Annotated in this window: 2 protein-coding genes; both read right to left on the bottom strand. The window is 66.6% G+C overall.

The annotated features are described in order from the left end of the window. A partial coding sequence (locus IJH84_RS01015; RefSeq protein ID WP_295139130.1) for an adenosylhomocysteinase occupies positions 1–199 on the bottom strand: 199 nt, incomplete at its 3' end. A 121-nt stretch (positions 200–320) separates the two neighbouring features. Further along, on the bottom strand, positions 321–2,062 hold a 1,742-nt coding region (locus tag IJH84_RS01010; protein ID WP_295139127.1), incomplete at its 5' end, for a vitamin B12 dependent-methionine synthase activation domain-containing protein.

Raw genomic sequence — 2,062 nt, 5'->3', positions numbered from 1 at the left:
CCGTCTGCACCGTCATGTGCAACGAACCTGCGATCCGCGCGCCCTTCAACGGCTTCGAATCCGCATACTCCCGGCGAGTCGCCATCAAACCCGGCATCTCATGCTCCGCCAACCGAATCTGATGCCGACCCGACTCGGCCAAACCCAGATCAGCAACGGCGAAATCGAGGCCATTGGCCGTTTGCAGCTTCGCGCTCATGATTTCCTTTCTTGATTTCCCTGCTCGGGCTTCATCCCTGTCACAGGCGATTTCCCTGCTCGGGTCGAGAGTCCTCCGGCGGGCGAGCCGCGATCAGCCAGCGCGGCCCGCCCGGCCGGGATCACGTGTTGAAGTACTTCGCCTCGGGGTGGTGGGCGATGATCGCGTCGGTGGACTGCTCCGGGTGCAGCTGGAACTCCTCGGAAAGCTCCACGCCGATCCGCTCGCTCTCCAGCAGCTCCACGATCTTGGCCCGGTCCTCGATCTCCGGGCAGGCGCCGTAGCCGAACGAGAAGCGGGCACCGCGGTAGCCGAGCTTGAAGAACTCGGTGACCTCGTCCGGGTCCTCCTCGGAGACCGCCCGGCCGCTGGAGAACAGCAGCTCCTGGCGCACCCGGCGGTGGAAGTACTCCGCCAACGCCTCGGTCAGCTGCACGCCCATGCCGTGGATCTCCAGGTAATCCCGGTAGGCGTCCTTCGCGAACAGCTGGTTGGCGTAGTCCGCGATCGGCTGGCCCATCGTGACCAGCTGCATCGGCAGCACGTCGACCTGCCCGGTCTGCTCGGCCTTCTCCCGCGAGCGGTAGAAGTCCGCCAGGCACAGCCGCCGGTCCCGCTGCTGGCGCGGGAAGGTGAACCGGGTGCGCTCCGGCGAGTCCGGCTCCTCCTTGTCCAGCACGATCAGCGAGTTGCCCTCGGAGACCACCGGGAAGTAGCCGTAGACCACGGCCGCGTGCTGCAGGATGCCCACGGTGGACAGCTCGTCCACCCACGCGCGCAGCCGCGGGCGGCCCTCGGACTCGACCAGCTCCTCGTAGGTCTTGCCCTCGCCCTTCTTGGAGCCGCGCAGGCCCCACTGGCCGAAGAACGTGGCCCGCTCGTCCAGCAGCGCCAAGTAGTCGGCCGTGGGCACGCCCTTGATCACCCGGGAGCCCCAGAACGGCGGGGTCGGCACCGGGGAATCGGCGTCCACGTCGGAGCGGGTGGACTCGTCGTAGAGGTCCGGGATCTCGCCTTCCTCGGCCTTGCGCTTCTCGGCGATCCGCAGCGAACGCTCGCGGCGCTCCTTGCGCTCGGCCTTCTTGGCCTGTTCCTTCTCGTCCTCCTCGGGGCTGTCGCCGCGCTTGATGGCCATCAGCCGGTCCATCAGGTTCAGGCCCTCGAAGGCGTCCTTCGCGTAGCGCACGTCGCCCTGGAAGACCTCGTCGAGGTCGTTCTCCACGAAGGAGCGGGTCAGCGCCGCGCCGCCGAGCATCACCGGGTACTTCTCGGAGATGCCCCTGGAGTTCATCTCCTCCAGGTTCTCCTTCATGATCACCGTCGACTTGACCAGCAGCCCGGACAGGCCGATCACGTCGACCTTGTGCTCGTCGGCGGCTTCCAGGATGGCGTTGACCGGCTGCTTGATGCCGATGTTGACCACGTCGTAGCCGTTGTTGGACACGATGATGTCCACCAGGTTCTTGCCGATGTCGTGCACATCGCCCTTGACGGTGGCCAGCAGCAGCTTGCCCTTGCCGCCGGTGTCGTCCTTGTCCATGTGCGGTTCGAGGTGCGCCACGGCGCTCTTCATGACCTCCGCGGACTGCAGCACGAACGGCAGCTGCATCTGCCCGGAACCGAACAGGTCACCGACGACCTTCATGCCGGCCAGCAGGTTCTCGCTGACGATCTGCAGCGGGGCCTTCTCCTGCATGGCCTCGTCCAGATCCGCTTCGAGCCCGTTGCGCTCGCCGTCCACGATGCGCTTCTCCAGCCGCTCGAACAGCGGCAGCTTCGCCAGCTCCTCGGCCCGCGAGGCACCGCTGGAGGCCGCCGTCTTGCCCTCGAACAGCGACATCAGCTTCTGCAGCGGGTCGTAGT

This window comes from Saccharopolyspora sp. (assembly GCF_017434145.1).
Taxonomy (GTDB): Bacteria; Actinomycetota; Actinomycetes; order Mycobacteriales; family Pseudonocardiaceae; genus Saccharopolyspora_C; species Saccharopolyspora_C galaxeae.
This window is presented reverse-complemented; position numbering and strand designations above follow the sequence as displayed.